7 protein-coding genes are annotated in these 7,131 nt (G+C 64.4%); 2 read left to right on the top strand and 5 right to left on the bottom strand.

Annotation, left to right across the window (positions count from 1 at the left end):
- Window positions 1-186: 186 nt before the first annotated feature.
- From O7A70_RS09820 to O7A70_RS09805, 4 genes are all read right to left on the bottom strand, one after another.
- Complete coding sequence (locus O7A70_RS09820; protein ID WP_337140200.1) at window positions 187-606, bottom strand: VOC family protein; 420 nt, start codon at window positions 604-606, stop codon at window positions 187-189.
- A gap of 155 nt (window positions 607-761) precedes the next feature.
- Window positions 762-1,931 carry an aminotransferase-like domain-containing protein gene (locus tag O7A70_RS09815; RefSeq protein WP_337140219.1) on the bottom strand — a complete coding sequence of 390 codons (1,170 nt, stop codon included), beginning with the start codon at window positions 1,929-1,931 and terminating at the stop codon, window positions 762-764.
- A gap of 339 nt (window positions 1,932-2,270) precedes the next feature.
- Window positions 2,271-2,558 carry a GIY-YIG nuclease family protein gene (locus O7A70_RS09810; RefSeq protein WP_337140199.1) on the bottom strand — a complete coding sequence of 96 codons (288 nt, stop codon included), beginning with the start codon at window positions 2,556-2,558 and terminating at the stop codon, window positions 2,271-2,273.
- 180 nt (window positions 2,559-2,738) lie between these two features.
- Complete coding sequence (locus tag O7A70_RS09805) at window positions 2,739-3,230, bottom strand: hypothetical protein (RefSeq protein WP_337140198.1); 492 nt, start codon at window positions 3,228-3,230, stop codon at window positions 2,739-2,741.
- 58 nt (window positions 3,231-3,288) lie between these two features.
- On the opposite strand from O7A70_RS09805, the gene O7A70_RS09800 reads away from it, so the two are divergent.
- The gene (locus O7A70_RS09800) at window positions 3,289-3,915 is read left to right on the top strand and encodes a DUF922 domain-containing Zn-dependent protease (RefSeq protein ID WP_337140197.1); all 627 of its coding nucleotides are present in this window, start codon (window positions 3,289-3,291) and stop codon (window positions 3,913-3,915) included.
- 51 nt (window positions 3,916-3,966) lie between these two features.
- Here the strand turns inward: O7A70_RS09800 and O7A70_RS09795 are convergent, their stop codons facing one another.
- Window positions 3,967-5,502, bottom strand: coding sequence for an acid phosphatase (locus O7A70_RS09795; protein ID WP_337140196.1), 1,536 nt, complete (start codon window positions 5,500-5,502; stop codon window positions 3,967-3,969).
- A 211-nt stretch (window positions 5,503-5,713) separates the two neighbouring features.
- Between O7A70_RS09795 and O7A70_RS09790 the strand changes: the two genes are divergently transcribed.
- A complete protein-coding gene (locus O7A70_RS09790) occupies window positions 5,714-6,934 on the top strand; it encodes a cytochrome-c peroxidase (RefSeq protein ID WP_337140194.1) in 1,221 nt (406 codons plus the stop codon).
- Window positions 6,935-7,131: the final 197 nt, after the last annotated feature.

Below are 7,131 nucleotides of genomic sequence, written 5' to 3'. Positions count from 1 at the left end.
TCCGTGAAGCCCATCTAGGCCAGCGCTCACATATCCGCGCGCAAAAGGCCGGACATATGAGCGCAAGCGATCCGATCAAATCATCTTCAGCCAAAACCTTGCAAGCAGGGGGCCGTCCACATATGAGCACCGGAAGCGCAGGAAGCCGGCATTTGCAGGCCGACCTCACCTGAACATCAATACACCCTAGAACGTGATCTTCACGGAAGCGGAACTCCGGTTGGCCGGGCCGTGGTGGACGGCCTCGATGTTGTTGCCGTCCGGGTCGAGCAGGAAGGCGGCATAATAGCCGGGATGATAGGGCCGCTCGCCGGGCGCGCCATTGTCCGTGCCCCCGGCCTCGAGTCCGGCCCTGTGAAAGGCATCGACCATGGCGTGATCCCTGGCCTGGAAGGCCAGATGATGGCGGCCGGTCAGCTTTCCCTGTGCGGCCCGGCTGTCGACACTGGAGATGAACAATTCGTCGGCCCAGAAATAATCCTCGCCGGTGCCGCCGATCGGGACACCAAGCACTTGGAACAGCGCCTCGTAGAAACGCCGGCTGGCGGGGAGATCCCGGACCACGAGCTGCAGGTGGTCGATGAGCCGGCCGCGATGCAGTTCCATGAAAGCTCCTCCTCGCAAGGCCTCGAATTTAGGCGCGGGCGGCAAGGCGTCAACGCGGGGCGCCTGCATCTGCTGACAACCAGCGACAATTTTTTGGGCCCGACGGAACTTTTCGGCTGACCGGAAGTTTGATGGCGCGGCGCTCGGCTGCGGGTCTAACCCTTGAGCAGCGCCGCCAGCTGTGGAATGCCCTCGCTCACCGCGCGGCGGTCGGCCAGCGTGAACGACAGCCGCAGCGTGTTGCGGCCGGTGCCGTCGGCGTGGAAGGCATTGCCGGGCACGAAGGCGACGCGCGCCTCCTTCACCGACCGCGCCAGGAGTTCCGTGGCGTCGGCGCCTTCCGGCAGCGTCACCCAGACGAACATGCCGCCTTCCGGGCGGCTCCAGCTCACGCCCTCCGGCATGTTGGCTTCCAGCGCGCCAAGCAGGCCGTCGCGGCGCTCGCGATAGGCGCCGATGAGTTTTTCCACCTGGCCGTCGAACACGGATTCGGCGACGCGGTGCATCACCATCTGGTTGACCGACGGGCTGTGCAGGTCCGAAGCCTGCTTCATCAGCACCAGTTTTTCGACCACGTGGCGCGGCGCGCAGACCCAGCCGACGCGCATGCCCGGCGACAGGATTTTCGAAAACGAGCCGCAATAGAGCGTGCGCGCCTTGTCGATGCCGCCGGACCGCGCGCAGTCGAGCGCCAGGATCGGCGGCACACCCTCGCCGTCATAGCGCAGCGCCCGATAGGCGGCGTCCTCGATGACGGCGATGTCGAGCTCGCCGGCAAGGTCGAGCACCGCCTCGCGCTGCTTTCGGTCCAGCGTGGCGCCGGTCGGGTTGGCGAAGTCGGGCACCAGATAGGCGAATTTCACCCGCCCGCCATTGGCGGCTGCAGCGGTGTGGTAGGCCGCCGGTGTCATGTTGCCGCCCTCGGGCCGCAGCCGGTCGTAGCGCGGCTCGTAGGCATTGAAGGCCTGCAGCGCGCCGAGATAGGTCGGCCATGTCACCAGCGCGGTATCGCCCGGCGACAGGAACAGCTTGCCGAGATAATCCAGCGCCTGCTGCGAGCCGGAGGTGATGAAGATGTTGGCCTCGTCGCAGGCAATGCCGAGTTTGCCCATCTGCCCGGCAAGCCAGCGCCGCAGCGGCAGATAGCCTTCCGAGACCTGGTACTGCAACGCGGCCCCGGCTTCCGCCCCGCCGAGCACATCGGCATAGGCATCGCGGATGGCTTCGGCCGGAAACAGCGACGGATCGGGAATGCCGCCGGCGAACGAGATGATGTCGGGCTGGTCGAGCAGCTTCAACAGCTCGCGGATTTCCGACGCCTTCATACGCGACGAGCGCGAAGCCAACAGGTTCAAAAGGGTCAAGACACGCCTCCCCGACGTTTTCTTATATAGGTCAACCTAACTGACCTATATCCGCTTTGCCGGGGATTTGAATAGTGCCTGAAAGGCTTCCGCTATACGCCAGTCGCCGCCAAGCCGGAACCGGCGACAGCGTGCTGGCCACGGCGATGGCGGGAGGCGCTGGTTTTCGGGGTTGATGGCTGGTGCGGCTATCTCATCCTTCGTCATCCTAGGGCGAAGCAGGAGCGCAGCTCCGTCGCGGAGACCCTAGGATCCATGCCGCGACGCCTGCAACGAACCAAAGCGGGCCAGGACACAGCGCTACCACCCAGTGCCGCGGAACAACTCGAACCATTCCGGATTTGCTTTTTCGATCAGTTCGATCTTCCATTGCCGCGACCAGCGTTTTAGCGATTTCTCGCGCTGAATGGCATCGGTGATATCGAAATATTCTTCATACCAGACCAGTCGCTGCACACCATATCGGCTGGTGAAATGCGAGCCTTGGCCCGACTTGTGCTCCGGCATGCGGCGACCGAGATCGTTGGTAACACCGATATAGATGGTGCCACCCTTCTGGCTCGCGATCATGTAGACATAGCCGGTCATAAGTCAAGGATATCGAGTAACGCGTCGGGAGAACATCCTGTTTCCGCTATGTTCTTCGGCGAACGTCACGGCATGGATCCTAGGGTCTGCGCTGCGTCGCTTCGCTCCTTGCTGCGCCCTAGGATGACGACAATATGGATAGCCGCCACAGCCGCCATAGCTGCCGCACAGCACCACCAATCAATCCCCGTCCCCCGCGGGCTTGGCCTTGCCGCACTGCGCCAGCACCTTGCCGATGGCCGCGCTCGATCCCTTCAGCGGAAAGCTGATAGCGCCATATTTGGCCGCGCTGACCGACACGTCCCCCTTCGAGCGCAGCAGGTCGAGCAGCGGATCGGCCTTGGCGAGATCGACCACGAAATAATTGTACATTTCCTCCAGTTGCAGCGTCTTGGTCACCGTCTTGCCATCGGCCTTGAAGTCGAACGAACCGTTGATGCCCGGTTCCAGTTGCGGGCCGCTGGCACCCAGGTCGTAGCTCAGCACCGGATTGTCGAAACAGGTCAGCATCAACTGCGCGTCGCCTTTCGGCCCGCCGCAGACGGAAGCCGTCAGCACGCTGCCGCCCTCGTCTTCTTCCATCTTCGCGCTCCAGCCGCAGGACGCGGCAAAGGCCGGCTGCGTGCCAAGCAATGCCGCCAAGGCTCCGGCGGCAACGAGATATCTTTTCATGACTTCCCCCTTCGGGCATTTGCAGCACCCGCCGGCAGCATATAGGAAAAGCCGTTGAATGGCATTGCATGTGCGGGGCACCTTGGTGTTGAGAGCTTGTATTCGCCTGTGTCTTGTGACCGCCGCCCTGGTGGCCTCGCCGTTCGCCGCGCAGGCCGAGTGGAAGCCGGTCGAGAAGGTCGAGACCTACGCCATTTCAGGCCAGTCCGGACTCGAACTCTACCGGTCGATCGGCCAGAACGGGCCGAATGCCGGCATTGCCCGCGCCATCGCCCAGACCAATTTCAAGCTGACCTGGACAAGGGATTATCAGGCGCGTGCCGGAGCCTGCGTGCTGGTTTCGGCGAAGCCCAAGCTCATCATCACCTACACCTTGCCCAGCCCCTCATCGCCGCTGCCCTCGGCCATCCAGAAGAACTGGGAGGTTTTCCTCGCCGGCGTCAGCGCCCACGAAAGGGTGCATGGCGCGACCATTGTCGACATGGCGCGCAGAATCGAGGCGGAGACGGTGGGCCTGACCGTTCCCGATGATCCAAAATGCAGCAAGATCCGGGTCGAGATGACCAAGCGCCTGTCCGCGCTCTCGCAGGCGCAGCGGCAGGCAAGCCGCGATTTCGACCGCGTCGAACTCGGCCAAGGCGGCAATCTGCAGAAGCTCATTCTTGCGCTGGTGAATGGCGGCTGAGAAGGCCACCGCGCCGTGCGGCGCGGCGGCATATCCGCGGTTCGCTCGGGTCTACCGGCTGAGATCCAGCGCCGCGCTCAGATCCCCCATCGGCGGCTCGCCATGGGCGGCCAGCGCCTTGTCGCGGGCAACGATGCCGGTTAGTACCGGCAGGTCGTAGCGCGCGGTGATGAAGCGCAGGATAGAGGTCGTGTCGTATTGCGTGTGGTCGACCGTGCCCATCCTGGCATAGGGCGAGACGATTAAGGCCGGGATGCGGTTGCCCGGGCCCCAGCGGTCGGCCTTGGGCGGCGCGACGTGATCCCAGAAGCCGCCATTCTCGTCATAAGTGACGACCACCAGCATGTGGCTCCATTGCGGGCTCTTCTCCAGATGCGAAATGAGGTCGGCCAGATGCCGGTCGCCGCTGGCCACGTCGGCATAGCCGCCGTGCTCGTTGAGATTGCCTTGCGGCTTGTAGAAACTCACCGCCGGCAGCTTGCCGTCATCGATCGCCTTGATGAACTCGGTGCCGTCCAGGCCGCCGTCCCGCAGATGCTCGGTGCGCGCGGCGGTGCCTGGCGCGTAGGCGGCGAAATAGTTGAACGGCTGGTGATGGAACTGGAAGTTCGGCACCGGCGTCGCGTTCTTGCCATCGAGCGTTGCCTGCCAGGCGCCGGCATACCAAGCCCAGTTCACCCCCTTCAGCGACAGCAGATCGCCGATGGTGATGTCGTGCTGCGGCGGCAGGGTGGTGGGCGCGGCCGGGTCGGCCAGCGCCTTGTCGCCGCCCTCTACCGGCTTGTTGGCGCTCGGCTGATAGGGCGGCTGCATGGTGTTGACGGCATGGAAGTCGGGCGTGATGGCGCCGTCATTGACGAATTTCGGTACGCCGCCGAGTGCCGAGGCCGGCGAATTGTCGGCGACCTTCAGCGTCGTGCCATCGGCCTCGACCACGGCGATCTGGCCCTTGATCGGACTGGTGTCGGCGTGCGGATAGACCGGCGTACAGGCGCAGGCGAGCTGGAAATGGTTGAGGAAGGAGCCGCCGAAGGCGCCCTGGAAGAAATTGTCGGCCAGCACATACTTCTTCGCGACCTGCCACATCGGCAGGCTGGAGCCATCATAGTGCCCCATGACAAGGCCGCCGGAATCGGCCCAGGCGACGAATTTATCGTTCTTGCCGCCGTCGATCTGCATCTGCTCCTGGTAGAAGCGGTGCCACAGATCATGGGTGATGACGTTGGTGCCTTCGTTGAAGCCCTTGGGATCGTCAATGGCGAAGGCAGCGTTGGCGAGATGCGCGGTCTCAGCCTCCGTCACCACGGGCGTGACGCCCTTTCCGGTCAGCCCGCCCCAGGCCGGCGGCAGCTCGGTGAGCGGCTTGCCGTCGCGGTCGAGCTGGCGCGCCTGATCGGCCGAGACATTGGCCAGCCCGTTGGCGCCGGGGAAGCCGCCATAGAGATTGTCGAAGCTGCGGTTCTCGGCATAGATGACGACGACGGTGTCGATCTTGTCGAAGCCGGGAGGGGCGGCATTGGCCGCCGCGAGGGGAAGCAGGGCCGAACCGGCCAGGCAGAAGGAAGTGAGGAGTTTGAGCCTCGTCATCGGGAAGACCTCGTGGCTTGACTGTGGCTAGAGGGGCGCGGGAACCATCGGGGCAGCTAACGTGGATGCCTTGTCACCTTTGTGACATCCGCCGCCGCGGCGAACACGGTTTCGTGAGCACTGGGGCCGGTCATCAATCCGTTGCACTCCATTCCTATTTCCCGGCCAAAGCGGACCATGCTCCATGACCAGAAGACGATGGAAAAGCCTGATGATCGCGATTGCCGCGATCTCGACATTTGGCTGTGCCGCGCCCGCGAATACGGCGGATGGCGTCCATCCCGGTCCGCTATCGCGCGCGCAAGCTTTCGCGCGTGCCGAGGCGCTGACCGCCTTGGGGCGAAAAATGTTCTTCGACCCGACGCTGTCGGCCTCGGGCAGGCAGGCCTGCTCGTCCTGCCATGATCCGCGCCACGCTTTCGGCCCGGCCTCGGCAGCTCCAGTCGAGGTGGGCGGACCGCATCTCGACCAGCCGGGCGTGCGCGCGGTGCCCTCGCTGCGCTATCTCCAGGCCGCTCCCGCCTTCACCGAGCACTTCTACGATTCCGAGGACGAAGGCGACGAGAGCGTCGACAACGGTCCGACCGGCGGCCTGACCTGGGATGGCCGCGCCGACCACGGCAAGGATCAGGCGAAAATCCCCCTGCTCTCGCCCTTCGAGATGGCCAACAAGGATGCGGGGACGGTCACCGCCGCCCTGCGTAGATCGGCCTATGCCGACGAGTTCAAGGCAACCTTCGGCAACGATGTCTTCGACCGCCCGGGCGACGCCTTCGACGCCGCCGCCGAGGCGCTCGGCACATTCGAGCAGGGCGCCGCCGATTTCTATCCCTATTCCAGCCGCTACGACGCCTTCCTCGCCGGCAAGGCGACGCTGTCGGCGCAGGAACTGCGCGGCCGCGCCCTGTTCGAGGACGAGGCGAAAGGCAATTGCGCCTCCTGCCACCTCAGCGAACCCGCCAATGACGGCGAGCCGCCGCAATTCACCGATTTCGGCCTGATCGCCATCGCCGTACCGCGCAATCCGGCCATCCCGGCCAACGCCGACCCCGCCTATGCCGATCTCGGCCTGTGCGGCCCGCTGCGCACCGATTTCCACGGCCGCACCGACTATTGCGGCCTGTTCAAGACACCGACGCTGCGCAATGTCGCGCTGCGCAAGAGCTTCTTCCACAACGGCTACGTCCACACGCTGCGCGACGCCGTCGCCTTCTACGCCAGCCGCGACACCGACCCCGGCCACTGGTATCCCAGGAATGCAGACGGCACGGTGAGGCAATATGACGATCTGCCAAAGGCTTACTGGGGAAATCTCAACCAGGATCCGCCCTTCAACGGCAAAAAGCCCGGCGACAAGCCGGCGCTCAACGACACCGAGATCGACGACATCGTGGCGTTCCTGCGGACGCTGACGGATGCGGATCAGCGGTGACGGGCCACTGAAGCGTCGGGACGAGCATGGCACCCAAAACGGAACGCCGGCGGGCCAGCGCCCCCCTCTGTCCTGCCGGACATCTCCCCCTCGAGGGGGGAGATCGGATGTCACCATGGCTTTCGCTAATTTTCGGTGTTGAGGAAAAGAACCGGCGCCAAAGCTGCCAATCTCCCCCCTTGAGGGGGAGATGCCCG

The sequence above is a fragment of the Mesorhizobium sp. Cs1299R1N1 genome (assembly GCF_037179655.1).
GTDB lineage: Bacteria > Pseudomonadota > Alphaproteobacteria > Rhizobiales > Rhizobiaceae > Mesorhizobium > Mesorhizobium salmacidum.
The sequence above is the reverse complement of the archived record's forward strand: the minus strand, read 5'-3'. Positions and strand labels throughout refer to the sequence as shown.

Coding starts and splice junctions, on each gene's coding strand:
- O7A70_RS09820 (WP_337140200.1), bottom strand. CDS start 606: ATGGAACTGCATCGCGGCCGGCTCATCGACCACCTGCAGCTCGTGGTC.
- O7A70_RS09800 (WP_337140197.1), top strand. CDS start 3,289: ATGGCATTGCATGTGCGGGGCACCTTGGTGTTGAGAGCTTGTATTCGC.
- O7A70_RS09790 (WP_337140194.1), top strand. CDS start 5,714: ATGATCGCGATTGCCGCGATCTCGACATTTGGCTGTGCCGCGCCCGCG.
- O7A70_RS09795 (WP_337140196.1), bottom strand. CDS start 5,502: ATGACGAGGCTCAAACTCCTCACTTCCTTCTGCCTGGCCGGTTCGGCC.
- O7A70_RS09815 (WP_337140219.1), bottom strand. CDS start 1,931: ATGAAGGCGTCGGAAATCCGCGAGCTGTTGAAGCTGCTCGACCAGCCC.
- O7A70_RS09810 (WP_337140199.1), bottom strand. CDS start 2,558: ATGACCGGCTATGTCTACATGATCGCGAGCCAGAAGGGTGGCACCATC.
- O7A70_RS09805 (WP_337140198.1), bottom strand. CDS start 3,230: ATGAAAAGATATCTCGTTGCCGCCGGAGCCTTGGCGGCATTGCTTGGC.